Source organism: Curtobacterium sp. Curtsp22 (assembly GCF_059492135.1).
This window is the reverse complement of the sequence record NZ_CP168519.1, coordinates 1,810,250-1,834,180: the sequence shown is the minus strand read 5'-3', so window position 1 is coordinate 1,834,180 and position 23,931 is coordinate 1,810,250. Positions and strand designations below refer to the sequence as shown.

General features: G+C 72.1%; 28 protein-coding genes and 1 pseudogene. 17 read left to right on the top strand and 12 right to left on the bottom strand.

The features are described 5' to 3' along the window. Nucleotides 1–92 precede the first annotated feature (92 nt). The 7 genes from ACEN8D_RS08725 to ACEN8D_RS08695 all read left to right on the top strand — a co-directional run bounded on the left by ACEN8D_RS08725 (nucleotide 93) and on the right by ACEN8D_RS08695 (nucleotide 4,536). The gene (locus tag ACEN8D_RS08725) at nucleotides 93–263 is read left to right on the top strand and encodes a hypothetical protein (protein WP_156794772.1); all 171 of its coding nucleotides are present in this window, start codon (nucleotides 93–95) and stop codon (nucleotides 261–263) included. Between the two features lie 109 nt (nucleotides 264–372). Continuing rightward, the gene (locus ACEN8D_RS08720) at nucleotides 373–783 is read left to right on the top strand and encodes a hypothetical protein (RefSeq protein ID WP_402736234.1); all 411 of its coding nucleotides are present in this window, start codon (nucleotides 373–375) and stop codon (nucleotides 781–783) included. A gap of 85 nt (nucleotides 784–868) precedes the next feature. Beyond that, entirely contained in the window at nucleotides 869–2,167 is a 1,299-nt protein-coding gene (locus tag ACEN8D_RS08715; protein ID WP_070417034.1) for an adenylosuccinate synthase, read from the top strand. A 2-nt stretch (nucleotides 2,168–2,169) separates the two neighbouring features. Next, nucleotides 2,170–2,727: an arsenate reductase/protein-tyrosine-phosphatase family protein gene (locus ACEN8D_RS08710; RefSeq protein WP_495601233.1), complete on the top strand. Its 558-nt coding sequence runs from the start codon at nucleotides 2,170–2,172 to the stop codon at nucleotides 2,725–2,727. Between the two features lie 361 nt (nucleotides 2,728–3,088). Continuing rightward, nucleotides 3,089–3,418, top strand: coding sequence for a hypothetical protein (locus tag ACEN8D_RS08705; protein WP_070417032.1), 330 nt, complete (start codon nucleotides 3,089–3,091; stop codon nucleotides 3,416–3,418). An 80-nt stretch (nucleotides 3,419–3,498) separates the two neighbouring features. Continuing rightward, nucleotides 3,499–3,843, top strand: a complete 345-nt coding sequence (locus ACEN8D_RS08700; protein WP_071294452.1) for a hypothetical protein — start codon at nucleotides 3,499–3,501, stop codon at nucleotides 3,841–3,843. Nucleotides 3,844–3,954: 111 nt separating this feature from the next. Beyond that, a complete protein-coding gene (locus ACEN8D_RS08695) occupies nucleotides 3,955–4,536 on the top strand; it encodes a hypothetical protein (protein ID WP_309889590.1) in 582 nt (193 codons plus the stop codon). Between the two features lie 9 nt (nucleotides 4,537–4,545). On the opposite strand, the gene ACEN8D_RS08690 is transcribed toward ACEN8D_RS08695, so the two are convergent. The 3 genes from ACEN8D_RS08690 to ACEN8D_RS08680 are packed head-to-tail and all read right to left on the bottom strand — an operon-like array spanning nucleotide 4,546 to nucleotide 6,716. Further along, nucleotides 4,546–5,286: an SOS response-associated peptidase gene (locus tag ACEN8D_RS08690; protein ID WP_413398150.1), complete on the bottom strand. Its 741-nt coding sequence runs from the start codon at nucleotides 5,284–5,286 to the stop codon at nucleotides 4,546–4,548. 49 nt (nucleotides 5,287–5,335) lie between these two features. After that, nucleotides 5,336–6,058, bottom strand: coding sequence for a hypothetical protein (locus ACEN8D_RS08685; RefSeq protein WP_413398151.1), 723 nt, complete (start codon nucleotides 6,056–6,058; stop codon nucleotides 5,336–5,338). After that, the gene (locus tag ACEN8D_RS08680; protein ID WP_413398153.1) at nucleotides 6,051–6,716 is read right to left on the bottom strand and encodes a hypothetical protein; all 666 of its coding nucleotides are present in this window, start codon (nucleotides 6,714–6,716) and stop codon (nucleotides 6,051–6,053) included. The genes ACEN8D_RS08685 and ACEN8D_RS08680 overlap by 8 nt, the downstream gene beginning before the upstream one ends. A gap of 135 nt (nucleotides 6,717–6,851) precedes the next feature. Here ACEN8D_RS08680 and ACEN8D_RS08675 point away from each other — a divergent pair, with 135 nt between their 5' ends. The 3 genes from ACEN8D_RS08675 to ACEN8D_RS08665 are packed head-to-tail and all read left to right on the top strand — an operon-like array spanning nucleotide 6,852 to nucleotide 8,657. Then, nucleotides 6,852–7,277, top strand: a complete 426-nt coding sequence (locus tag ACEN8D_RS08675) for an organic hydroperoxide resistance protein (RefSeq protein WP_413398154.1) — start codon at nucleotides 6,852–6,854, stop codon at nucleotides 7,275–7,277. A gap of 10 nt (nucleotides 7,278–7,287) precedes the next feature. Next, nucleotides 7,288–7,674, top strand: a complete 387-nt coding sequence (locus tag ACEN8D_RS08670; protein WP_071294503.1) for a YchJ family protein — start codon at nucleotides 7,288–7,290, stop codon at nucleotides 7,672–7,674. Between the two features lie 29 nt (nucleotides 7,675–7,703). Then, complete coding sequence (locus tag ACEN8D_RS08665; protein ID WP_413398155.1) at nucleotides 7,704–8,657, top strand: SDR family NAD(P)-dependent oxidoreductase; 954 nt, start codon at nucleotides 7,704–7,706, stop codon at nucleotides 8,655–8,657. A gap of 7 nt (nucleotides 8,658–8,664) precedes the next feature. Here ACEN8D_RS08665 and ACEN8D_RS08660 read toward each other — a convergent pair whose 3' ends face one another. Then, nucleotides 8,665–9,528 (bottom strand): shikimate dehydrogenase family protein, encoded by an 864-nt coding sequence (locus ACEN8D_RS08660; RefSeq protein WP_413398156.1) that lies wholly within the window; start codon nucleotides 9,526–9,528, stop codon nucleotides 8,665–8,667. Between the two features lie 59 nt (nucleotides 9,529–9,587). On the opposite strand from ACEN8D_RS08660, the gene ACEN8D_RS08655 reads away from it, so the two are divergent. Continuing rightward, nucleotides 9,588–10,595, top strand: coding sequence for an iron-siderophore ABC transporter substrate-binding protein (locus ACEN8D_RS08655; protein ID WP_413398157.1), 1,008 nt, complete (start codon nucleotides 9,588–9,590; stop codon nucleotides 10,593–10,595). Between the two features lie 129 nt (nucleotides 10,596–10,724). On the opposite strand, the gene ACEN8D_RS08650 is transcribed toward ACEN8D_RS08655, so the two are convergent. Next, complete coding sequence (locus tag ACEN8D_RS08650; RefSeq protein WP_083295407.1) at nucleotides 10,725–11,129, bottom strand: DUF1304 domain-containing protein; 405 nt, start codon at nucleotides 11,127–11,129, stop codon at nucleotides 10,725–10,727. 112 nt (nucleotides 11,130–11,241) lie between these two features. On the opposite strand from ACEN8D_RS08650, the gene ACEN8D_RS08645 reads away from it, so the two are divergent. The 3 genes from ACEN8D_RS08645 to ACEN8D_RS08635 are packed head-to-tail and all read left to right on the top strand — an operon-like array spanning nucleotide 11,242 to nucleotide 13,089. Further along, nucleotides 11,242–11,565, top strand: a complete 324-nt coding sequence (locus tag ACEN8D_RS08645) for a chorismate mutase (protein ID WP_070417024.1) — start codon at nucleotides 11,242–11,244, stop codon at nucleotides 11,563–11,565. Then, nucleotides 11,562–12,665: a lactonase family protein gene (locus tag ACEN8D_RS08640; RefSeq protein WP_413398159.1), complete on the top strand. Its 1,104-nt coding sequence runs from the start codon at nucleotides 11,562–11,564 to the stop codon at nucleotides 12,663–12,665. The genes ACEN8D_RS08645 and ACEN8D_RS08640 overlap by 4 nt, the downstream gene beginning before the upstream one ends. Then, entirely contained in the window at nucleotides 12,589–13,089 is a 501-nt protein-coding gene (locus tag ACEN8D_RS08635) for a GNAT family N-acetyltransferase (protein WP_413398160.1), read from the top strand. Before ACEN8D_RS08640 ends, ACEN8D_RS08635 begins: the two co-directional genes overlap by 77 nt. A gap of 12 nt (nucleotides 13,090–13,101) precedes the next feature. Here ACEN8D_RS08635 and ACEN8D_RS08630 read toward each other — a convergent pair whose 3' ends face one another. The 4 genes from ACEN8D_RS08630 to purS are packed head-to-tail and all read right to left on the bottom strand — an operon-like array spanning nucleotide 13,102 to nucleotide 17,444. Beyond that, a complete protein-coding gene (locus ACEN8D_RS08630) occupies nucleotides 13,102–14,022 on the bottom strand; it encodes a 2-hydroxyacid dehydrogenase (protein WP_413398162.1) in 921 nt (306 codons plus the stop codon). Nucleotides 14,023–14,062: 40 nt separating this feature from the next. Continuing rightward, nucleotides 14,063–16,444: a phosphoribosylformylglycinamidine synthase subunit PurL gene (gene purL / locus ACEN8D_RS08625; protein ID WP_413398163.1), complete on the bottom strand. Its 2,382-nt coding sequence runs from the start codon at nucleotides 16,442–16,444 to the stop codon at nucleotides 14,063–14,065. Between the two features lie 47 nt (nucleotides 16,445–16,491). Next, nucleotides 16,492–17,187 (bottom strand): phosphoribosylformylglycinamidine synthase subunit PurQ, encoded by a 696-nt coding sequence (purQ, locus tag ACEN8D_RS08620; RefSeq protein WP_031263015.1) that lies wholly within the window; start codon nucleotides 17,185–17,187, stop codon nucleotides 16,492–16,494. A 5-nt stretch (nucleotides 17,188–17,192) separates the two neighbouring features. Beyond that, a complete protein-coding gene (gene purS, locus ACEN8D_RS08615; RefSeq protein WP_070417019.1) occupies nucleotides 17,193–17,444 on the bottom strand; it encodes a phosphoribosylformylglycinamidine synthase subunit PurS in 252 nt (83 codons plus the stop codon). A gap of 144 nt (nucleotides 17,445–17,588) precedes the next feature. Here purS and ACEN8D_RS08610 point away from each other — a divergent pair, with 144 nt between their 5' ends. Together ACEN8D_RS08610 and ACEN8D_RS08605 are read left to right on the top strand one after the other, a co-directional pair. Next, nucleotides 17,589–18,203, top strand: coding sequence for a PadR family transcriptional regulator (locus ACEN8D_RS08610; RefSeq protein WP_309889617.1), 615 nt, complete (start codon nucleotides 17,589–17,591; stop codon nucleotides 18,201–18,203). Then, a complete protein-coding gene (locus ACEN8D_RS08605) occupies nucleotides 18,200–19,840 on the top strand; it encodes a DHA2 family efflux MFS transporter permease subunit (protein WP_413398165.1) in 1,641 nt (546 codons plus the stop codon). The genes ACEN8D_RS08610 and ACEN8D_RS08605 overlap by 4 nt, the downstream gene beginning before the upstream one ends. A gap of 224 nt (nucleotides 19,841–20,064) precedes the next feature. On the opposite strand, the gene ACEN8D_RS08600 is transcribed toward ACEN8D_RS08605, so the two are convergent. The 3 genes and pseudogenes from ACEN8D_RS08600 to ACEN8D_RS08590 form a co-directional block, all read right to left on the bottom strand. After that, on the bottom strand, nucleotides 20,065–20,991 hold the full coding sequence (locus tag ACEN8D_RS08600) for a cytochrome c oxidase assembly protein (protein WP_413398167.1): 927 nt from the start codon (nucleotides 20,989–20,991) through the stop codon (nucleotides 20,065–20,067). Between the two features lie 35 nt (nucleotides 20,992–21,026). Next, nucleotides 21,027–22,334, bottom strand: coding sequence for an acyltransferase family protein (locus ACEN8D_RS08595; RefSeq protein WP_413398168.1), 1,308 nt, complete (start codon nucleotides 22,332–22,334; stop codon nucleotides 21,027–21,029). 186 nt (nucleotides 22,335–22,520) lie between these two features. Beyond that, a pseudogene (locus ACEN8D_RS08590) lies at nucleotides 22,521–23,321 on the bottom strand (aquaporin). 83 nt (nucleotides 23,322–23,404) lie between these two features. Here ACEN8D_RS08590 and ACEN8D_RS08585 point away from each other — a divergent pair. Beyond that, nucleotides 23,405–23,848 (top strand): Fur family transcriptional regulator, encoded by a 444-nt coding sequence (locus ACEN8D_RS08585; RefSeq protein ID WP_309778395.1) that lies wholly within the window; start codon nucleotides 23,405–23,407, stop codon nucleotides 23,846–23,848. Nucleotides 23,849–23,931 lie beyond the last annotated feature (83 nt).

Genomic DNA, 23,931 nt, shown 5'->3' with positions numbered 1-23,931 from the left:
TCGGGCCCCGTCGCACCCCAGCGGCGGGGCCCGCAGTGCGTCAAAAGGACATGTAGTTAGACAAACTAGTTATCCGGTGGGAGGGTTGCAGCATGCAGACGCAGACCACCCTGAAGCAGCTCCGGGCCAACCCGATGGAGTGGCGTCGCCGTGGGCTCACCCCGCCGGACGTCATCCAGTCGATGATCGAGGAGCGCCTCGCCGAGCCCGGCCACTCGGCCCCGGTGGGCGACCCGTCGTACCAGGACTTCTTCCGCAGCTGAGCGCGCGAGCGCGACCCGCTCGGGGACTGGAGGCGCGGTGCCGGCTGGCACCGCGCCTCCAGTCCGTCCCGGGGTGGCGTCCGGACCGCACCTCCGGCATCATCGGGTGATGGGGTGGACGGTCGCGAGGGCGTGTGTCGTCGTGGTGTGCGCACTCGCAGCCCTCTGGCTCACCGAGGGAGCAGCCGTCGCGTGCCCGGCGGTGTACCCGGCCCCGGCGTCCTGTTCCGGCGACGCCCGGACGGCGGTCGCCACCGGGGGCACCTGGGCCGTGTCGGGGCTCTTCGCCGCCGTCGTCGCCGCGATCGCCCTGCGGGTGCACCGGGCGGCGCGGGCACTGCTCGCGGCGGTCTGGCTGGGCGTCTGTCTCGTCGTCCCGGTGTGGGCGCTCCTCGCCTCGGGCTTCGGCGCGGACGCCCGGGTCCTGCTCGTCGCACTGCTCCTGCTCGCCGTCCTGGCGGTGGGGTGGCCGCTCGTCGCCGGTGTGCGCGAGCGCTCCGACCGGGCGACCGGCAGGTAGCGTGCCGGTGGCCGTCCGATAGACTCGGGTGGACCACCGGCCCGACTGGTCGTGTGAGGTCCTCCGCCAACGTGAGGAGAACCAGATGCCCGCTGCAGTGATCATCGGAGCCCAGTGGGGCGACGAGGGCAAGGGGAAGGCCACCGACCTCCTCGGGTCCCGCATCGACTACGTCGTGAAGTTCAACGGCGGCAACAACGCCGGGCACACGGTCGTCGTCGGCGGCGAGAAGTACGCCCTGCACCTGCTGCCCTCCGGCATCCTCACGCCCGGCGTCACGCCCGTCATCGGCAACGGCGTGGTCGTCGACCTCGAGGTCCTCTTCCAGGAGCTCGACGCGCTGAAGGCCCGCGGCGTCGACACCTCGAAGCTGCTCGTGTCGGCGAACGCCCACGTCATCACGCACTACCACCGCACCATCGACAAGGTGACCGAGCGGTTCCTCGGCAAGCGCCAGATCGGCACCACCGGCCGCGGCATCGGCCCGACCTACGCCGATAAGATCAACCGCGTCGGGATCCGCATCCAGGACATCTTCGACGAGAACATCCTGCGCCAGAAGGTCGAAGCGGCCCTCGACCAGAAGAACCACCTGCTGGTGAAGGTCTTCAACCGGCGCGCGATCGACGCCGACGAGGTCGTCGAGTCGCTGCTGTCCTTCGCGGACCGCCTGCGTCCGATGGTCGCCGACACCGGGCTCGAGATCCACCGTGCGCTCGAGCGCGGGGAGACCGTCCTGTTCGAGGCCGGCCAGGCCACCATGCTCGACGTCGACCACGGCACCTACCCGTTCGTGACGTCCTCGTCGGCGACGGCGGGTGGCGCGGCGACCGGTTCGGGCATCGGCCCGGGCAAGCTCGAGCGCATCATCGGCATCGTCAAGGCGTACACGACCCGCGTCGGCGCCGGTCCGTTCCCGACCGAGCTGTTCGACGAGTCGGGGGAGTTCCTCCGGGCCAACGGCTTCGAGTTCGGCACCACCACGGGTCGCCCGCGCCGCTGCGGCTGGTACGACGCCCCGATCGCCCGCTACACGGCGCGCGTCAACGGCGTGACGGACTTCGTGCTGACGAAGCTCGACGTCCTCACGGGGCTGTCGACGATCCCCGTCTGCGTTGCCTACGAGGTCGACGGCGTCCGCGTGGACGAGGTCCCGGTGAACCAGTCGGACTTCCACCACGCGAAGCCCGTCTACGAGGAGTTCCCCGGCTGGACCGAGGACATCACGGGTGCCCGCTCGTTCGAGGACCTGCCGAAGAACGCGCAGGACTACGTGCTCGCGGTCGAGGCGATGTCCGGGGCGCGGATCTCCGCGATCGGTGTCGGCCCCGGGCGTGATGCCATCGTCGTGCGGCACGACCTGCTCGGCGACACCGCAGCCTGACGATGCGCGTCCTGTTCGTCTGCAGCGGCAACATCTGCCGTTCGCCGCTCGGCGCACAGGTCCTCACGGCGCGACTCGGCCCGGACGCACCCGCGTTCGTGGTCGAGTCCGCCGGCACCATCGCGCAGGACGGCGCATCGATGGACGATGCCGCCGCAGCGCAGTCCGTGCGGCTCGGCGGGTCGCCCGACGGGCACCGTGCGCGGTACCTCACCGCGGTGATCGCGGGGTCGGCGGACCTCGTCCTCACCGCCGAGCGCTCGCACCGTGCGGCCGTGGTCTCGCTCGCACCCCGGACGGCGAAGCGCGCGTTCACGGTCAAGCAGTTCGCCCGGGTGCTCGACGGGCTCGAGCCGGCCGAGCTCGCCGGCGTGTCCACGCCCGAGGAGCTCGTCGCACTCGTCGCCCGACTGCGGGGGACGGTGCCGCCGCTCGCGGACCCGGCGGACGACGACGTCGACGACCCGTACCGCCGGTCGACGGCGACGCACGAGCGGGTGGCGGACGAGATCGCCGCGGCGCTCGTGGTGGTCGCGGACGCGCTGCGCGCCGTGCGCTGACGCGCGGGCACTGGCGCTGGCGCGCGGCGCGCTGACGCGCCGCGCCCTGCGCCAGCAATGTGCGAGGTTCCGGCCAGCGTGCGGGGATCGCGCGCTCCCACCGTGCGCGGAACCTCGCACACTGCAGCGCTGTGCGGCATCGACGCATCCCGAGGCCTCCAGCGGAATGGCCGGAGAACGAGTACCCCGATCTGTCCCCTGTACCCCGGAAGTGCGACGCCTGACCCCGGAAACCCGGGCTTCGCCGATGGGGCGCATTGACGGAACCCGTGAATCGGCGGGCGTCGCTGGCGGGTGGAGGGGTCGGTCTCGTAGCGTTCTCATGTCAGCCGATGTACCCCGGATCGCGAAGGAGAGCGACATGAGCACCACCGTCAGCACCGACACCCGAGCCGAGGTCACGCTCGACACCGAGACCGTCGACACGATCGCCATCCTCGAAGCCCAGGCCGAACCGCACGCCCGCCCGGCCCGCGCCAAGCTCACCTGGACGCAGGAGGACGACGGCGAGTGGGTCGCCAACTACGGCGGGTACTTCGGCGGATCGGTGGACAAGCGCGACGACCGCTACGTCGCCTCGGACACGTTCGGCCTCGTCGTCGGCGACTTCGCGTCGCTCGAGCAGGCACAGGCGAAGCTCGCGGACCAGCTGCACGTGATGCTGCCGTCCGTGATCCGCCCGGTCGACTAGCACGTCGCTCCCCGGAGCACCGCACCACCCGCACCACGGAACGCCGCACCACAGCAGCACGCACCAAGAGGAGCACGACCATGAGCACGCCCGTCGACCACCACCAGCACACCGAGGTGACCGTCGACACCGCCACCATGGTCGCGATCACCGGCATGGACGCCCACGTCGACCTCGTCGTCGACACCGACGTCGACGAGCCGGTCCACCCGCGCATCCTCTGGTCGCGGCCGGACACGGGGCTCTGGGCGGCGAACTACGGCGGCTACTACGGCGGGACCGTCGACCGCCAGGGTGCGCACTACTTCGTGTCCGACACCTTCGGGCAGTACGTCGGCGACTTCCGGTCGCTCGAGGAAGCCCAGCTGCGGCTCGCCGAGCGGCTCCACGTGCTCCTGCCGGACGTGCGTCGCGACGGCGCCTGACGCTCTGGACTGCGGGCCCGGACCACGTCAGCCGATCGGCTGACGTGATCCGGGCCTCCTGTCTGTCATGCTCTCGACGTGGGCCGACGCTCGGCCCGGACCGGGGGGACCATGACATCGGACGAGCACGCGACCATCCCGCACCGAGCGGGCCCGTCTGCACGCGCGGTGCTGGCGACGTGCGTCGTCGCGGCACTCGTCCTGCTCGCCGGGCTCGTCGTCGTCACCTCGTCGCCCGCGCCGCTGCGCGCGCTGGGCGCGAGCGGCGTCTGCGGCGGGTGGTCGGACGACGAGGCCGGACGTGACGAGACCCGGATGTCCGCCGGGTTCGTCCTGCGGAACCCGTCCGACCGGCCCGTGACGCTCCGGGGCGTCCGCGCGACGTGGGACTCCGGGCTCCGCTCGGTGCGCGTCGTCCTCGCGGAGAAGGTCCGGGGATCCGGCACGGGCGCACTGATGGGCGACACCGCGAGCGTCGTCGACGGCGCGCAGGTCCTCGACGCCGACGGCACGGTGATCGCGCCGCACCACGACGTCCGGGTCGTCGCCGAGATGCGCTCGAGGAGCCTGGCGCACGGCGGACACCTGACCGGGCTCCGGGTGACGACGACCGGGCCGCTGGGGACCCTGCGGACCCAGGACCTGTCGGACGTGACCGTGGGGATGACCACGCCGGGGTCCGACGACTGCTGAGCGGGGTGGCTAGGCGACCCGCTCGACGAGCTGCGGCCCGTCGTTCCTGACGCTGTTCACCGCACGCGAGACCTCGTACTGCTCGAGGCCCGCCGCGACCGTCAGCGACTCGTGGTCGAGCAGGGCGAGCAGGTCGTCCTGTCCGAGGCCGCCCTGCTCGGTGTCCAACCAGGCGTCGTAGCCGTCCGGGGTGAGGAACGCCGGCATGCGATCGTGCACCTCGCCCGGGGCCACGTGGGCGTCCCGCGTGATGATCGCCAGGGACAGCCGCCACTTGTCCGGGTCGCCGTCGGGCTTCGTGGGGTCGGGCCACGCGCTCACGACGCCGGCCATCGCGAGGGCACCGCCGGGTTCGTGGACGAAGTGCGGTTCCTTGCCGTCCTCGCGCACGACCCACTCGTAGTAGCCCTGGGCGGGGATGATGCAGCGGTTCGTCGCGAACGCCCGCTTGAACATGCCGCTCGTCGCGACGGTCTCGATGCGGGCGTTGATCGGCTTCGGACGCTGCTTCTGGAAGTCCTTCGCCCAGCTCGGCACGAACCCCCAGCTGATCTGCGGGAGTTCGCGCTGCCCGTGCCGCTGCCGGACCGCGAAGACCGGGTCGGTCGGTGCGACGTTCCAGCTCGGGACCAGGCCGGTGCCGACCACGCCGGTGTCCTCGTCGACGTGCTCGGTCCGGTCGGCGAGCTCACCGATCAGTTCCGGCAGCAGATCGGCCGTGGTGTCGGAGACGACGAACCTTCCACACATGCGCCCAGTGTGCCCGGTGCTACCGACACGCGCTCACGCGCTCATGCGCTCACTCGCCCGGGAGCGCCAGCTTGCTGCCGCTCGGGCTGTCGGGGCGTCCTCGGCGCGGCGCGGACGGGACGGGCGGCAACGCCTCGGCCTCGACGCGGAGTTGCTCCTGGCGCCCGAGTGTGCGGATGCCGACGATGCCGGTCCCTGTCGTGAACAGGATGGAGAACAGCCAGACGCCCGGGAACAGGATCACGGTGTCGCTGTCCACGCGTGCGGTCAGGTCGTACACGAGGGTGCCGAGGACGATGCCGGTCCAGCCGCCCACGACGAACAGCGAGCGGTAGATCGTGCGGACCAGCAGGTCACGGGTCGCCGGCATGCCCTGCAGGACGGCGTCGCGGTGCTCCGGCGCGACCGGCGGCGGGTTGCGCCGGTGGTACCGGGCGATCGCCTCCTGGGTGCGCCACCCGATGCCGGACACGGGCGCGAGTGCCCATCCCCGGGGGCCGATCGGCACGAGGGCGGCACCGACGCACCCGATGCCGCCGGAGACCAGGAGCGCCACGATGATTCCGGCCGGGCCGGGGACGGAACCGTCGAGGCGCTCGACGAACCACCCCAGGGCCAGCAGTCCGGCGAACGCGACGACCGCGACGACGATCCCGACGCGGAGGGCACGGCGGTGGTGGCGCTGGTCGACGAGCTCGGGGAGTCGCTCGCGGTACACCTGCCACCCGGAGCGGAAGACGGTCCGGGGTTCCTGCTCGCGGGCCTCAGTCACCGGGGAGCCGCACCTTCGAGCCGTCGACCCCGTGCTTCCCCGTATCGGCGTCTCCGGCCGGCGGATCGACCGCGAGGGCTGCGAGCCGCGCGCGCTCCGAGCGGCCGAGCCGCACCACGAGGTCGGGCAGCGTGCAGACGTACACCGCTGCCCACAGCAGCCCGATCGGCCGCACGTCGCTGCTCGCGGAGGCGGCGATCCCGAGCAGTGCGACCCCGCCGAGGAGCGGGGCGAGCCGCGTCAGCCGCCGGACCAGCCCGCGCTGCAGGAGTCCGACGTCGGTCAGCACCGCCGCACGGTCCTCGGGGGTCACCGGGAGCTGCCGTCTCGCCAGGTAGGGCTGCACCGACCACCGCACACTCATCTGCCAGTCCGGCCGGACCTGTCGCCCGTTGATGGTCGCTGCCGGGTCGAGCGGACGGTCGGTCCGGAAGGCGGAGAACACGATCGAGCCGAGCCCGAGGGACACGAGTGCGATGACCACGACCGGACGGACGGCCCCCGTGCCGGCCCAGCCGAACGCGAGCTGCAGCGCGACGGCGCCGACCAGCACGACCACGGAGCACGCGGCGGCGATCCACACGGCGCGACGGGCGCGTGCGGGATCGACCACCGTGGGGATCCGCTCCCGCAGCACCTGCCACCCGAGTCTGAACACGAGGTTCCGTCTACTCCGCGAAGCTGACAGCGGCGGGGCCGGACACGCCCGACGTGTCCTCATCGACCGATCGCCGCCGCCCGCCGTTGCGCCCCGCTCCAGCGGTCGTCCAGGAACGCACGATGCGCTCGTGCCATGAGTCTCGACATCGTCTACACCGCCGCCGCCCACGCCACCGGAGGCGGCCGCGACGGACACGTGCGCAGCGAGGACGACCGCCTCGACCTCGACACCCGTCCGCCGAAGGAGATGGGCGGCAGCGGCGAGGGCACGAACCCCGAGCAGCTCTTCGCCGCCGGGTGCGCCGCGTGCTTCCTCGGGGCGCTCCACGCCGCGGGCCGGGAGCTCGACGTCGACACGACCGGCGCCGAGGTCTCGGCCGAGGTCGGCATCGGCGGCACCGGCAACGGGGGCTTCGGCCTCGCGGTCGAGCTCGACGTGTACGCGCCGGCCGCCCGACCCGAGCAGCGCCAGCGTCTCGCCGAGCGCGCGCACGAGATCTGCCCCTACTCGAACGCCACCCGCGGCAACATCACCGTCGCGCTGTCCATCGTCGACTAGCGTGCCGCCCGTGGTCACCGACGAGTCGCGCTGCCCCTGCTTGAGCGGCAACCCCTACGGCGAGTGCTGCGGCCCGCTGCACGCGGGCGCCGCGGCCCCGACCGCCGAGCGGCTCATGCGGTCGCGGTTCAGCGCGTTCGCCCTCGGCCTGCCCGAGTACCTGCTGCAGACGTGGCACCCGCGCACCCGCCCGGCGAGCCTCGAGCTCGACCCGGCCCAGCGCTGGACGCGGTTGGACGTCCTGTCGACGGAGTCCGGCGGCCCGTTCGACTCCCGCGGCACCGTCGCCTTCCGCGCGTGGTGGCGCACCGACGACGAGCGGGGCACACTCGAGGAGACGAGCGACTTCGTGCGCGAGCACGGCCGGTGGTCCTACGTGGACGGCACGGTGTCCTGAGCGCCTCCGTCCCCAGACAGGAGCACACCGTGCCGGACCGTGACCTCGCCGCCTTCGGAGCCCACACCACCGCCGCCGAGGTCGTGGCGGGGCTCGACCTCCGGGGACGGACCGCCGTCGTGACCGGTGCCGCCTCCGGAATCGGCGTCGAGACGGCCCGAGCGCTCGCCGGGGCCGGCGCGACCGTGACCCTGGCGGTCCGCGACGTCGAGGCCGGACAGCGGGTCGCGGCGGACATCGCCCGCACCACCGGACGCACCGCGCCCGACGTCGCCGAGCTCCACCTCGACCGCCCGGCCTCCGTGGAAGCGTTCGCGGCGTCGTGGTCCGGGCCCCTCGACGTCCTGGTCGCCAACGCCGGGCTGATGGACAGCCCGGAGTCGTACACCTCGGCCGGGTGGGAGACGCAGTTCGCCACGAACCACCTCGGGCACTTCGCGCTGACCCTCGGGCTGCACGAGGCGCTCGCCGCGGCGACCGGTGCGCGGATCGTCTCGCTGTCGTCGAGCGGGCACGGCAGCTCGCCGGTCGTGTTCGAGGACCTGTTCTTCCGGCGTCGCCCGTACGAGCCCGGGCTCGCCTACGCCCAGTCCAAGACCGCCAACGTCCTCTTCGCCGTCGAGGTCGGACGACGATGGGCCGCCGACGGGATCACGGCGAACGCATGCATGCCCGGAGGGATCTGGACGGGGCTGCAGAAGCACTGGGACCCGGAGGTGCTCGCGGCGACGAAGGTCTCCGCGGCGGACGTCGTCAAGTCCCCGGAGCAGGGCGCGGCGACGTCGGTGCTCCTCGCCACCGCTCCCGAGCTCGACGGCGTGAGCGGCCGGTACTTCGAGGACTGCCACGAGGCCGCCGTCGTCGACCGCATCACCGACGGGCTGCACGGCGTGCTCCCGTGGGCGCTCGACCCGGCCGCCGCCGAGCGGCTCTGGGACGTCTCGGTCGCGTTGCTCGACGCCGAGGCACGAGCTCGACGCTGACCGAGGCTCAGGCCCCGATGGTCTCCGGCAGGCCCACGGAGGCGCGCATCGCCCTCCGCACGTCGGCCTCGGCCGGCAGGAGCTCGTCCTGGTCACCGCTCAGGAAGAACCGGATCTGCCCGAGGGCCTGCTCGGCGAGCATGTCGAGCCCGTTCAGCACGCGTCCGCCGGCACTCGCCCACCGGGTCGCGACGGCGGTCGGCCAGGGCTCGTAGGCCACGTCGAAGAGCACCGCGTCCGGCCCCGACGGCACGAGGTCGAGCGTGTCCGCCGCACCCCCGGGCAGCGTCGAGACGACGAACCCGTGACGGGTCCCCGGCAGCTCGGTCAGCGGGAGCACCTCGAGCGAGACCCCGAGCCGCACGGCCAGGTCGACGAGGTGTCCGGCCTTCGCGGTGTCGCGGAGGAACACCCGCACGAGCGACGCCCCGAGCCGCACAGCCGCGGTGAGGGCGCTCGCCGCGGTCGCACCGCCGCCGAGGACGGTCGCCTCGCCGGGGAGGTGTCCGAGCGCCTCGACCGGGCGCACGATCCCCTCGACGTCGGTGTTCGCGCCGGACCGCAGGACGGTGTCGCCGACCGTGCGGAACGCGATGGTGTTGGCGACCCCGAGCTCGTCGACGAGCGGGGTCGTCCGGTCGAGCATCGGCAGGACCTCGCGCTTGAGCGGCATGGTGAGGCTCAGGCCGCGCCAGTCGGGACCCAGCCCCGCGACGAACGCGTCCAGTCCGCCGGACGCGACCTCGTGCCTCCCGTACGTGAACGGCACCCCGAGCACGTCGTAGGCCGCTGCGTGCAGCGTGGGGGAGAGGGAGTGGGCGATGGGGGAGCCGAGCACCGCGAGGCGGGTCCGGGAGGGGTCGGAGTACATGTCCCCGTCAGCCTATCCAGGCGTGTTCCGCGCCGAGCGCTTAGGTTAGGCTTACCTTCGTGATCCGAACTCCCTCCCGCTTCCGCCGAGCGCTCGCCGCTGCCGGCACCGTCGTCGCAGCGTCCCTCGTCCTCGCCGGGTGCGCCTCCGGCTCCGGTTCGTCGTCCGACGACGCCGCGACCACGTCCGCCGACGGCCAGTTCCCGGTGTCCATCACCACCGCCCTCGGCACCACGAAGATCGACTCGCAGCCGAAGCGCGTCGTCGCCCTCGGCTGGGGCGACGCCGAGACCGCGCTCGAACTCGGCGTGCAGCCCGTCGGCGCGAGCGACTGGCTCGCGTTCGGTGGCGACGGCGTCGGGCCGTGGCTCAAGGGCGCGTACACGAAGTCGCCGAAGATCATCCAGACGCTCGAGCCGAGCTACGAGGACATCCTCAAGCTCAAGCCCGACGTGATCCTCGACGTGAAGTCGTCGGGTGACAAGGACCGTTACGCGAAGCTCTCCGCGATCGCACCGACCGTGGCGATCCCGGAGGGCGGCGAGAACTACCTCGCGTCGACCGAGCAGCAGACCACGATGATCGCGAAGGCGCTCGGCAAGGAGGCTGCGGGCAAGAAGCTCCTCGCCGGCCTCGACGACGCCTACGCCGCCGCCCGCAAGGCGCACCCGGACTTCGAGGGCAAGTCGGCGGTCGTCGGTGCCTACACGTCCGAGGGCTTCGGGGCCTACGCCTCGACGGACAGCCGCTCGACGTTCATGCGGAACCTCGGCTTCACGATCCCGAAGGCGATCGACGAGCAGGCCGGCAAGGCGTTCTCGGTGCACCTGTCGGACGAGAACCTCGACCTGCTGGACGCCGATCTCACGCTGATCCTGCCGATCTACGTCGAGGCGTCCAAGGCCGAGTCCGACCCGCTCTTCCAGAAGGTGCCGTCGGTCGAGGCCGGGCACGCCATCGTGTTCGACGACCCGGACGTGTCGTCGGCGTTCTCGATGGGGACCACCGCCGCGATCGAGTGGGCGCTCGAGAAGCTGCCGGACGAGTTCCAGGCGAAGCTCGGCTGACGCCGGGCGGGACGCGCCTGCGAGACGCTGACGCGGAACGACGGGAGGCGCGGTGCCAGCTGGCACCGCGCCTCCCGTCGTTCTGTGGTCGCGTCCCGAGCCGGCGTCCGGCCCGTCGCGACGCTGCGGTCAGGCGCCGAACGTCGAACCGAGGAACGCGAAGAGCAGGGCGATCAGCGGGAACGACCCCTGCACGAACGCGGAGTTGAGGTACCGGCGACCCGTCCCGAGCAGGACCACGGCGGCACCGAGCATCGACGCCGTCGAGAACACTACGAGCGTCCACCCGGTGGCCCCGTTGCCCGTGACGGCGAGCACCACACCGAGGATCGCGCCGATCGCGAGGAACAGGTTGTAGAAGCCCTGGTTGAACGCCATCGAGCGGGTGGCCTGGACCTCGGTCTCGGACGACAGGCCGAAGATCTTCCGCACGCGGGGACTCGTCCACGCGACGGACTCGAGGAAGAAGATGTACACGTGCACGAGGCCCGCGAGGACCGCGAACACGCACGAGATCACGAGCAGGACCGACATGGTCTCCATTCTCGCAGTTCCGAAGGCGTGCTCAGGTCCCGCTCAGGTTCCGGTCGCCGGCCACCGTCGTAACCGACACCTGCCGAGCGGTCGCGGCCGTTAGGCTCGGGGCATGAGCGACGACGACACCACGCCCCAGTACGACCCGGCGGCCGTCGCCGAACTGGCCAGCATCCGCCAGAGCATCGACAACATCGACGCCGCGGTCATCCACATGCTCGCCGAGCGCTTCAAGTACACCCAGCGGGTCGGTTACCTCAAGGCAGCTGCGGGGATGCCGGCGGCCGACCCGGGGCGCGAGCAGATCCAGGTCGCACGACTCCGCTCCCTCGCCGCCGAGTCGCACCTCGACCCCGCCTTCGCGGAGAAGTTCCTGAACTTCATCGTCGCCGAGGTCATCCACCACCACGAGCAGATCGCCGGCGGCGACGAGTGAGCGACGCGCTCCCGACGCTGCTCGTCGGCTCCTACACGGCCACCGGCGGCGGGAACGCGACGGGCATCTCGATCGTGCCCGGCGGACCGGTCGGGGGTGCGGACAGCGGCGCGCCGACCGCTCGCACCGTCGCGGTCATCGACGACCCGTCGTTCCTGGCCGTCTCCGGCGACCGGGTCTACGCCGTGTCCGAGACGGCCGACGGCGGTGTCTCGGCCTTCCGCCTGGGCGGCTCGTCGCTCGAGCACCTCTGGGACGCTCCGGCCGGCGGCGACGCCCCGTGCCACGTGCGCGTCGACCCGTCCGGTGCACTCGTCGTCACCAACTACGTCTCCGGTACCGTCACGGCGGTCTCGCTCGCCGCAGCGGAGTCGCACGCCGCGTCGGTGCTCGGCAGCGACGGGCTGATCGGCGCGCACGGCAGCGACGACCAGGTGACGGTGCCCGCGTCGGCGCTCGTCACCGAGGTCCTCCCCGACGCCACCGGCCCCGTCGAGGACCGGCAAGAGGGCCCGCACGCCCACCAGTCGACCGCGACGCCGGACGGCACCGTGCTCGTGGCGGACCTCGGCGGCGACGCCCTGCACGAGTTCCGGATCACGGACGCCCCGAGCATCGAGCAGGTCCGCGTCCACCACGTCACCCCGGGTGTCGGACCGCGGCACCTCGCCTGGTACGAGGGCGACCTCATCGTGGCCGGTGAGCTCGACGGCCGGGTCCACCGCCTCCGCCGCGACGGCTCGGGGTCGTTCGTGTCGGTGGCCTCCGCGGCGACCTTCACCGGCGAGGTCGGCGGGTCGCTCCTCAGCCACATCGAGGTCGACGACGCCGGGCGCGTGTACGTCGCGGTGCGCGGGCGCGACCTCGTGGTGGTGCTCGACGCATCCGACGGCGGGCTGTCGCTCGTGGGCTCGGCGTCCTCCGGTGGGGTGTGGCCCCGGCACTTCGCCCGGGTGCCCGGCTTCCTCCTCGTGGCGAACCAGATGTCCGACGCGATCGCGGTCCTGCCCCTCGGCGAGGACGGTGTACCGGGCGAGGCCGTCGCGCAGATCGCGGTCGGCACGCCGGCGTGCGTCGTCCCGGTCGTCGTGCCGGCCTGAGACTGACCCCACGGACGCGTCCTACACCCTCGTCCCCGGCCCGCCTCCCCTCGACGACTACCTCCGGCTGCGCCGTGACTCCGGCCTGACGCCGAAGAACGCCGACCAGGGCGCCGGAGCGATCGCCGGCAGCTGGTCCGCCTGCCACGTCCTCGATCCCGACGGGCGGCCCGTCGCGATGGGCCGGACGATCGGCGACGGCGGCTGGTACTTCCACATCGCCGACATCGCGACCGACCCGGCGCACCAACGCCGGGGGATCGGTCGTGCGGTGGTCGCCTGGCTCGTCGCGGACATCCGCTCCCGGGCACCCCGTGGCGCGTACGTCACCCTCGTCGGCGACCCGCCCGGGCAGCGGCTCTACCGATCGCTCGGCTTCGACGATGTGGCACCGAGCCTCGGGATGGCGCTGCTGACCGAATGACCGGCCGGGTGGTCAGGACTCGATGACGTTCTCGAACGGTCGGCCCTCGGCCAGCGCGGCCACCTGGCGGCGCATCAGCTCGATCGACCGCGGCACACTGAGGTCCGTGTTGCCGCCGACGTGCGGCGTCAGGACCGTGTTCGGCGTCGTCCAGAGCGGGTGCCCGTCGGGCAGGGGTTCGGGATCGGTGACGTCGAGCGCTGCCGAGAGCCGTCCGGACCGCAGCTCGGCGACGAGGGCATCGGTGTCGACGACCTTGCCGCGGGCGACGTTCACCACGAGGGCGCCGTCGGGCAGCGCGGCGAGCAGGTCGGCGTCCACCAGCCGTTCGGTCTCGTCGGTCAGCGGGGCGATGAGCACCAGGACGTCGGTGGTCGCGGCGAGCTCCGGGAGCTCGCCGAACGCGTGGACCTGCCGACCGTCCTGCTCACGCGCGGTCCGCGCCACCACGGTGACCTCGGTGCGGAACGCCTCGAAGCGGGTCGCGATGGCGGACCCGATCGCGCCGTAGCCGACCACGGTCACGCGACGGTCGGCGAGGGACCGGGTGGTCCGGGCGTCCCAGACGCCGTTCGCACGGTCGGCCTGGAACGCCCCGAGCTCGCGCAGTGACGTGAGCGCGAGCCCCACCGCGAGTTCGGCGGTCTCGTCGTCGTGGATGCCGCGGCCGTTCGCGAGCTGCGCGTGGCCGGGGACGTGCGGGACCGCGTGCTCGTACCCGGCGCTCGGCAGCTGCAGGAGCCGCAGGTTCGGCAGGTCGTGCACGTACTGCCACCGGTGCCGGCCACCGAAGTAGAACGGCAGGAACGCGATGGCGACGTCGTCGGTGCGTCCGTACGGTGCCTCGACGTCCCACACGTCGAGCTCGATGCCCTCCGGCACGGGGCCGAAGCGATCGACGAGTTCGCGGAACGGCAGGGTGACGACGGGCATCAGTCGGTGCCCTTCGTCGTGGCGCTCCGGTCCGGCCCGTTCAGGAGTCGGTCCGCGGCGAGAACGAGCCGTGGTCGTCGAGCGGACCCCGACCGACGTAGCCCTCCGTCACGTCCTCGACGATGACGTCCCCGAAGCGGCTCGGGAGCGTGGCGCCGTGGGTGCCGCGCAGCTCGTCGAGCGTCGCCTCGAACGCACCCTGGACCTCGAGCGACCCGCTCGTGGCGTCCGTGACACCGATGCGGAGCACCGGGAAGCCGCGGCCGTCGCAGAGGCCCTGGAAGCGGACGTCGTCCTCGCGCCGGACGGTCACGATGACGCGGCCGGTCGACTCGGAGAACAGCGCGGTGGCGGTGTCGACGCCGTCGCGGGCCTCGAGCTCGTCGAGCACGACGCGGGCGCCGAGCCCGAACCGGAGCACCGACTCGGCGAGGGTCTGGCCGAGGCCGCCGTCCGCCAGGTCGTGGGCGCTCGTGAGCAGCTGCTCGTTCGCCGCGGCGTGCAGGAGGTCCGCGAGGGCCTTCTCACGCTCGAGGTCGACCGCCGGCGGACGGCCACCGAGGTGTCCGTGCACGGTGCCGGCCCAGGCCGACCCGTCGAGCTCGAGCGACGTGGTGCCGAGCAGGTAGATGTTGTGGCCGTCGTCCTGCCAGCCGGAGGGCACGCGCAGCGCGACGTCCTCGATCACGCCGAGGACACCGACGACCGGGGTCGGGTGGATCGGGGTGGTGCCGGTCTGGTTGTAGAACGACACGTTGCCGCCCGTGACCGGGATCCCGAGCTCCATGCAGCCGTCGGCGAGCCCCTCGACCGCTTCGGAGAACTGCCACATGACCTCGGGGTTCTCGGGGGAGCCGAAGTTCAGGCAGTCGGTCACGGCGGCCGGGACGGCACCGGTGACGGCGACGTTCCGGTACGCCTCGGCGAGGGCGAGCCGGGCGCCCTGCTTCGGGTCGAGCTGGCAGTAGCGGCCGTTCGCGTCGGTGGCGATCGTGACGCCGAGCCCGGTCTCCTCGTCGACGCGGATCATGCCGCCGTCGTCGGGGAAGGAGAGCGCCGTGTTGCCGAGCACGTAGGTGTCGTACTGGTTCGTCACCCAGTTCTTCGACGCCAGGTTCGGGGAGCCGAGCAGCTGCAGGAACTGCGCCTTGAGGGCGGGGCCGTCGGCCGGGCGGTCGAGCGATGCGGCCGAGTCGGCCTGCAGTGCGTCGATCCAGGCCGGGTAGGCCACGGGGCGGTCGTAGACCGGGCCGTCGACGGCGACCGTGCGCGGGTCGACGTTCACGATCTCCTGGCCCTGCCAGTCGATGACGAGCCGGCCGGTGCCGGTGACCTCGCCGAGGACGCTGGTCTCGACCTCCCACTTGCCGACGACGCTGAGGAACTCGTCGAGCTTCTCGGGGCGGACGACCGCCATCATGCGCTCCTGGCTCTCCGACATGAGGATCTCCTCGGCGGTGAGCGTGGGGTCGCGCAGCAGGACGTCGTCGAGCGAGATGTGCATGCCGCCGTCGCCGTTCGACGCGAGCTCGCTCGTGGCGCACGAGATGCCGGCGGCACCGAGGTCCTGGATGCCCTCGACGAGTTCCTTCTGGAACAGCTCGAGGCAGCACTCGATGAGGACCTTCTCGGCGAAGGGGTCGCCGACCTGGACGGCGGGACGCTTGGTCGGGCCGCCCTCGGTGAAGGTGTCGGAGGCCAGGATCGACGCGCCGCCGATGCCGTCCCCACCGGTGCGGGCACCGAAGAGCACGACCTTGTTGCCGGCACCCGAGGCGTTCGCGAGGTGCAGGTCCTCGTGGCGGAGGACCCCGACCGCGAGGGCGTTCACCAGCGGGTTGCCCTGGTACACCGGGTCGAAGTAGGTCTCGCCGCCGATGTTCGGCAGGCCGAGGCAGTTGCCGTAGAACGAGATGCCGCCGACCACACCGTGGACGACGCGCTGCGTGTCCTCGTGGTCGATCGCGCCGAAGCGGAGCTGGTCCATCACGGCGACCGGGCGGGCGCCCATCGAGATGATGTCGCGGACGATGCCGCCGACACCGGTCGCGGCGCCCTGGTACGGCTCGACGTAGGACGGGTGGTTGTGCGACTCGACCTTGAAGGTCACCGCCCAGCCGTTGCCGACGTCGATGACACCGGCGTTCTCGCCCATGCCCACCATGAGGTTCTTCGTCATCTCCGGCGTGACCTTCTTGCCGAACTGCCGGAGGTAGTTCTTCGAGGACTTGTACGAGCAGTGCTCGGACCACATCACGGAGTACATCGCCAGCTCGCCCGAGGTGGGGCGGCGGCCGAGGATCTCGCGGATCTTCGCGTACTCGTCGGCCTTCAGCCCGAGCGCCTCGTACGGCTGCTCCTTGTCGGGCGTGGCTGCGGCGTCCTGGACGGTGTCGGGCTTCGGGCGGACGTGTGTCGTCACGGTGGTGTCGTTCCCTGTCACTGGAGTCGTGTTCGTCGGCGTGGTCGTCACTTGACGAGCGTCGACTCGATCACGGAGGTGAAGAAGGTGAGGCCGTCCGTGCCGGAGGCCATCGCCGCGGGGGTGTCCGGGCCGAACCCGGGCTCCGTCGCGTGCTCGGGGTGCGGCATCAGGCCGACGACGTTGCCGCGCTCGTTGGAGACGCCCGCGATGTCGTCGATCGACCCGTTCGGGTTCACGCCGACGTAGCGGAACACGACCTGGCCGTTGTCCTCGATGCGCTTGATCTCGTCGGCGTCCGCGACGAAGCGGCCGTCGGCGTTCTTCAGCGGGATGGTGATCTCCTGCTGGGCCGTGAAGCCGCTCGTCCACGCCGTGGCGGTGGTCTCGACGCGGAGCTTCTGGTCGCGCCGGATGAACTGCTGGTGCGCGTTGCGGGTGTGCGCGCCCGGGACGAGTCGCGCTTCGGCGAGCATCTGGAAGCCGTTGCAGATGCCGAGCACGGGCATCCCCTTGCCCGCGGCGTCGATGACCTCGGCCATGATCGGGGCCTTCGCCGCGATCGCACCGGCGCGCAGGTAGTCGCCGTAGGAGAACCCGCCGGGCAGCACGATCGCGTCGACGCCCTGCAGGTCGTGGTCGCCGTGCCAGAGCGCGACGGGGTCGGCGCCGGCGAGACGGACCGCGCGCTGGGCGTCGCGGTCGTCGAGCGAGCCCGGGAACGTGATGACGCCGATGCGCACCGGTGTCACTCGCCTTCGACCGTCACGGACACGACGTCCTCGATGACGGCGTTGGAGAAGACGTCGGCGGCGATCTCGCGGACCTCGGCCAGCTTCTGGTCGTCGACCGGGCCGTCGACGGCCACCTCGAAGCGCTTGCCGATGCGGACGTTGGTCAGGTCTGCCTTGCCGAGACGGGCGAGGGCGTTGCCCACCGCCTTGCCCTGGGGGTCGAGGATCTCGGCCTTCGGCATGACCTCGACGACGATCGTTGGCACGTGTTCACTCCAGCACTTCGGGGATGGGTGGGACGCGAACAGTCTACGGGGCGCGCGCGGCGCGTCGGACGCGCTTGCGCTCGGTTGTTCGAAGGCGTACATTCCACTTGGAATAATCGGTACGGACCAGTCCAGGAGGCACGGATGGCGTCGCTCACGCCCCTCGCGTTCGCCGCGCTCGGGCTCCTCGCGGAGTCACCCATGCACCCCTACGAGATGTTCCAGACGATGCTGCAGCGTCGCGAGGACCAGAACGTCAAGGTCCGACCGGGCACGCTCTACCACCAGATCGGTCGCCTGGTGGACCTCGGCTACGCCGAGGCGCTCGGCACCGCGCGGGAGGGCAACCGACCGGAACGCACCACCTACGCGATCACCGACCACGGGCGCTCCGCGCTCGAGGACGGCCTCCGCCGGATGATCGCCGAGCCCGCCGACGAGTACCCGGAGTTCCAGCTCGCGGTCTCGCACGTCGACAACCTGAGCGCCGAGGACGCGGCGACCGCCCTGCGCGCCCGCGCCCGCGCACTCCGGACGGAACGCGAGCAGTACGACGAAGCCGCCACGGGCCTCCAGGCCAAGCGTCTCGCGGACCGCTTCTGGCTGGACGTGTCGTACGTCCGTGCCATGCTCACCGCGCAGATCGAGTGGCTCGACGCCGCGGCCGACCGGATCGCGAGCGGCGACATCCCCTGGGACGGCCCGGCCGTCCCCACCGACACAGGCACCACCACGAACAGCAAGGAACCCACTCGATGACCTCCGTCTCGACCATCACCGAGAAGAAGCCGTGGCCGGCCCTCTGGGCCCTCGTCGTCGGCTTCTTCATGATCCTCGTCGACTCGACGATCGTGTCCGTCGCGACGCCGACCATCGCCGCGAAGCTCGACGCCGACATCAACTCCGTCATCTGGGTGACGAGCGCTTACCTGCTCGCGTACGCCGTCCCGCTCCTCATCACCGGCCGCCTCGGTGACCGCTTCGGCCCGAAGGTCATGTACCAGACCGGGCTCGTGGTGTTCACGCTCTCGAGCCTCTGGTGCGGGCTCGCCGGCTCGATCGAGGTGCTCATCGTGGCGCGCGTGGTCCAGGGGCTCGGCGCGGCGATGATGACGCCGCAGACGATGGCCGTGATCACGCGCATCTTCCCGCCGCAGAACCGCGGCGCGGCGATGGGCCTCTGGGGTGCCGTCGCCGGTGTCGCCTCGCTCGTCGGTCCGATCGTCGGCGGCCTGCTCGTCGACGGCTTCGGCTGGGAGTGGATCTTCTTCGTCAACGTCCCGGTCGGTGTGGTCGCGTTCGTGCTCGCGCAGCGCTTCGTCCCGTCGTTCGACCGGCACGGGCACCGCTTCGACACCCTCGGCATCGTCCTGAGTGCCGTCGGCATGTTCCTGCTCGTGTTCGGCATCCAGGAGGGCGAGACCTACGACTGGGGCACCATCACCGGTCCGATCTCGGTGTGGTCGCTGATCATCGCGGGCCTCGTCGTGCTCGCCGCCTTCGTGGTGTGGCAGGGCGTGCAGAAGGGTGAGCCGCTGCTGCCGCTCGGCCTCTTCAAGGACCGCAACTTCACGCTCGCGAACATCGCCATCACCGCGGTCGGCGTCGCCATCTCGTCGTTCGCCCTGCCGATCATGCTCTGGGCCCAGGACGTGCTGACGTTCAGCCCGACCCAGGCGGCGCTGCTCCTCGTCCCGCAGGCCGTGCTCTCAGCGGGTCTCGCGCCGCTCGTCGGCAAGAACCTCAACCGGTGGAGCCTCCGCTGGGTCGCGGCGTTCGGGCTCGCGTGCTTCTCCGGCGCGCTGTTCTGGTTCGGGTCGCTCCTGGCCTCCGGCGCCGACTGGGGCTGGGTGCTCCTGCCGTCGACGCTCCTCGGCCTCGCGAACGCGTGCATGTGGGGGCCGCTCTCGGTCTCTGCCACGCGCAACCTGCCGCCGAAGCTCGCCGGCGCCGGCTCGGGCGTCTACAACACCACGCGGCAGATCGGTGCCGTCCTCGGCTCGGCCGGCATCGCGGCGCTGATCGAGGCGCGGATCACGGCGAACTTCCCGGCGTCCTCCGGCGGATCGAGCGCCGGCGGTGCGGAGCAGCAGGTCGGGAAGCTCCCGGAGTTCCTGCAGCAGCCGTTCGCCACCGCGATGGGACAGTCGCTCGTGCTGCCGGCCGTGGTGCTCGGCATCGGGATCGTCGCCGCGCTGTTCCTGGCGAAGCCGAAGCAGACCGTGGCGTGGCAGCAGACCGGCGGCACGTCCGACGGGTCGCCCGCGTCTGCGTCCGACGGCAGCGTGGTGGGGTCCGAGCAGCGTCACGGTGTCCATGCCGCGGCGCCCGCGCCGGAGACCGCCGAGGCCGAGCTCGCCGCGACCGACCACCACGGGCGGCACGCCGACGCCTAGCCCGAGCCAGCCCGGAGCCCCGGAGCCCCGTGTCGCACTCGTGCGGCGCGGGGCTCCGTCGCGTGCGGGGCGACTTCGCGACAAGACACGTCGTGATCGACTCGTGGAACGTCGTTCTCTGCGCGTGCATCCACTGCGTGTGCATCGGTCGACAAGACACCCGTCGATCGACCGGCACGATGTCGATGTCGCGGCGTCACGACCGACACCGACACCGCACCGCGTCACCCGCGGCGCTGCAGGTGCGCCCGGGTGAGCTCCGCCATCTCCTCGTCGGTGAGGGCGTCGACGGTGCGGGCTTCGCGGCGGTCGGACCGCTGCCACCGGATGAACAGCGAGATGAGCACCGGCACGTCCGCGACCTCGGCGATGAACCACAGCAGGTCCCCGGCGAGGTGCTGGTCGCGCAGGGGCGACGGGAACCACGGCTGCCCGACCGCCGCCGTGACCGACCCGTCGAGCACGTGGTTCGTGATCCGGAGCACGATGCCCGGGATCGCGTCCGCCATGAGCTCGACGAACGCGAGCAGGAACTCCATCGTGACGAACGTCGACGAGCGGAGGATCCCCGGCTCGGACAGCGGGGTCAGCAGGGCGAACCCGAGCATCGGCACGAACACCGTGATCGCCGTCGCCCAGACCGGGGACTCGCGGATCGTCGCCGAGAACGGGGTGAGCAGCACGCAGAACAGCGCGAGGGCGATCAGCGGCGAGACGACCGCGTTGCCGAGGACCCGTGCCGGACGCGATGCGAGCGCTGCGGAGGCTGCGTGCGCGAGGCGAGCCGGGCCTCCCGAGCGGAGCAACGAGACGGGCGCGGCGAACGCGGCGAAGGTGGGGACCGCGAAGAAGAGCAGGGCCAACCGCAGCACGAACGCCCACCGGAGGTCCTGGTCGTGGATGCCGACGATCCCGAACTGCAGGATGCCGAACAGGACGAGCGCCCCGACGAAGGCGAGCGTCCGCCACCACGGCCACCGGGTGCCCCGCCTGGCGGCACCGACGACCCACCAGCCGTAGGTGATCGCGGCCACGGCGATGAGGACGGCCGCGAGCGGGTCGAGGTGCCACGTGCTCCAGAACTCGGGTGTCGACGGCGTGGGGTGCCTCCTCGAGGATCGTGCGGCCGACCACAATCCTCCGCCCGGCACGCGCCCCGGAGCAGCCCCTGCCGGTGAGAACCGGTTCAGATCCGGGCGGTGCTCCGGGTCGGCACGGTCCTCGTCAGGAGCCGGACCCCGAGCGGCACGGCCAGTGCACCGAGCAGGGCGACCCCGAACGACAGGTGCAGCTGCATCACCGCGAAGGCGGGCCCGATCGTGCAGAGCGCCGCGACGGCGAGTACGGGCCAGGCCGGGCGATCGGTGCCGGGGACCAGCCGGGGGAGCGGCCGGTCGAACCGGCGCAGCGCCCGGGCGGTGCCGAGGGCGACCGCGAGGAGGACGACGAGGGCCACCCCACGGGTCGCCCACCACGTCGGCGACCCCGGCGCCGGGAACGGCACGCCGACGAGCAGGGCGACCCCGTTCAGCGCGATGAACAGCGGCAGGTGCCAGAGGTAGATCGTCATCCCGTCCCGGCCGAGCAGGAAGACGGCGCCCTGGGCCGCGCGGGTGCGCATCAGCCGGGTGAGCGGGGCGTGCACGACCTGCACGAGGCAGGCCTGGGCGATGGCCAGTACGGCGAGCGGGAGCATCGGCGGGTTGAGGTCCTGCAGCATGTCCGGAGCCCAGAGCCCGATCGACGTCAGGGGCACGAGCACCCCGTACCCGGCCGCGGCGACGGCGACGAGCAGCACCCGCGATCGTCGGGCGAACCAGCCGTCGGCCCAGAGGAAGCCGATCTGCTGCGCGAAGAGCCACACCGGGCCGAGGTTGAGGAGACCGACCGCTGCCGTCCCGGTGGCGAACCGCACGCCGTCGACGGCCGCGGCGAGCACGAGCAGTGCGCCGAGCGTGCGCCACGGAGCGCGTTCGTGGAGTCGCATCATGACCGGCACGCAGCACTGGGTGATCCCGTACGCGGCGAGGAACCAGAGCGGGGAGCCGATGCCGAACGCGACCTCGGCGAGGAGCCCCGGCGGCGTGCCGAGCAGCGTGGCGACGCCCAGGCCGAGCGCGAGCACCGCGAAGAGCGGGATCGCCGGCCGGAAGAGCCGCACGAGCCGCGTCGCCACGAAGTCCCGCGCGCCGCCGCCCCGCGCGACCGTGGAACGCCACCCCACGGCGCTGGCGAAGCCGGCGACCACGAAGAAGAGCGGCATCACCTGGCCGATCCAGGTCGCGGCGACGTACCAGGGGAGTTCCTGGAGCGGACTCGTCACCGCGATGCCGTCCGCCCCCGCGGCGACACCGACCATCGTGACGTGCACGAAGACGACGAGGACGACGCAGGCCGTCCGGATGAGGTCGACGACCAGGTCCCGCTGCGCGATGATCCCCCGGACGTCCTGAGCGCTGTGCGCCTGCTGCGGCAGGCCCTGCTGCGTGGACATGTCGGGACGGTAGCGCGGGTTCCCGCCCTCCCAGCGTCGTTCCAGCCGATCGCGACCGGATCGTGACACATCGTATTCCGCCACGGGCATGCGTCCGGCAGCGTCCGGCCCGTCGCGCCGGTGCGGACGAGCTCCGGGAGGCGCGGGTCGAGCCGGTCGCCCGGCCCGCCCGCGCCCCGGGTCGGCTCAGGCCCGCGGTGCGTCGGGCTCGACCGTCGCGTCGTCCGCGCGTGACGTCCGCCCGATCCGACCGATCCGACCGATCGCACCCGCGACGACGGCGCCGAGCACGGGGAAGACCAGGAACACCCACCACTGCGCGAGCCAGTCCGGCCCCGCGAAGACCGCGGTGGCGAACGACCGCGCCGGGTTCAGCGACGCGTTCGAGATCGGGATGAGCGTCAGCAGCAGGATCGTGAGGGTCGCGCCGATGACCACGGGCGCCGGGACCGCGCTCCCGCGGGCTCCGGTCACGCGGAGGATCACCGTCACGAGGACGGCCGTCGCGATCGTCTCGGCGAGGGCGACGCCGAGCAGGGTGGAACCGCCGGGACTCTGCGCGTCGAAGCCGTTCGAGGCGAAGCCGCCGTCGAGCGTGCTCTGCAGGGCGGTGGCCGGTCCGAGTCCGGCGAACAGCACGAGGACGGCAGCCCCGGCCGTGCCGCCGACGAACTGGGCGACGACCTACGGGCCGACGTCCGCCCACCGGTGCCGGCCGGCGACCGCGAGGCCGATCGTCACCGCGGGGTTGAAGTGCCCCCCGCTGACGGGGCCGAACGCACTCGCGCCGATCATCACCACGAGGCCGAGGGTGAGCGCGACCCCGAGCAGCCCGATCCCGAGGGTGTTGTGCTCGTCGGGGAACACGGCGGTGGAGGTCGCGGCGCCGACGAGGGCGAACACGAGCAGGAAGGTCCCCGCGGCCTCGGCGACGAGGCGGGCGGGGAGTGCAGCGGGGACGGGGGTGACTGGTGGTGCATCTGTCATGACCCACCGTTCGCGCTCGACCATCGGATCGCCTGGTGTACAGTGGCGGTGTTGTCTTGATCTCTGCAAAAGAAAGGCTCAGCATGGACGTCGACGCCGACCTGCTCCGCGCCTCCGGTCTCCGGGTCACGACACCACGCCTGGCGGTCCTCCGCGCGACGGAGACCATGCCGCACGCGACCGCAGACGACATCGTCACCGCGCTCGCCGCCGAGCTGCCGACCACGAGTCACCAGGCGGTCTACGGCGTCCTCGCGGCACTGACCGGCGTCGGACTGGTCCGGCGCATCGAGCCCGCGGGCAGCCCCGCCCGGTACGAGCGACGGACCGGCGACAACCACCACCACGTCGTCTGCACGATGTGCGGCGCGATCGAGGACGTCGACTGCGCCGTCGGCCACGCGCCCTGCCTCACCCCGTCCGAGACGCACGGCTTCGCCGTCACCACGGCCGAGGTCACCTACTGGGGCATCTGCGAACAGTGTGCCGCCGCCGAACGCGACGACACCGTGGCCGTCCCGGCCTGACCGCCGACACCCCGACCCGGGGACGACCGCAGTCGTTCCCGCTCCCGGCACCGAACCGGGACCACGAGCAACCCGAGCACCCC